Genomic DNA, 242 nt, shown 5'->3' on the forward strand with positions numbered 1-242 from the left:
CAACGGCAGCAAACAAGCCATGCTCAGGTAAGAAAGGCGGAATATCGCATTGCTCGGGCGAAAAGTTTGTTTGTAATGATGGCTCAATCAGCAAATCTAAGAAGGTTTGTCAGAAATAGTTGCCGAAAAATGGCATTCTCCATCAAAATTAAACCCGCTTTTGCGGGTTTTTCACTCTCTAACGGATATGTTATTTTTTATGCATTAAGAGCGAGTAGTAGGATGCTGCTGGGGAGAACATG

At 42.1% G+C, this 242-nt stretch carries 1 protein-coding gene; it reads left to right on the forward strand.

The features are described from left to right. Window positions 1–119: YdcA family protein (locus OGX95_RS00760; protein ID WP_502872738.1), on the forward strand; the 119-nt coding region annotated here is incomplete at its 5' end. Window positions 120–242: the final 123 nt, after the last annotated feature.

This window comes from Citrobacter sp. Cu233 (genome assembly GCF_030332225.1).
In the GTDB taxonomy this organism is placed as follows: Bacteria; Pseudomonadota; Gammaproteobacteria; order Enterobacterales; family Enterobacteriaceae; genus Citrobacter.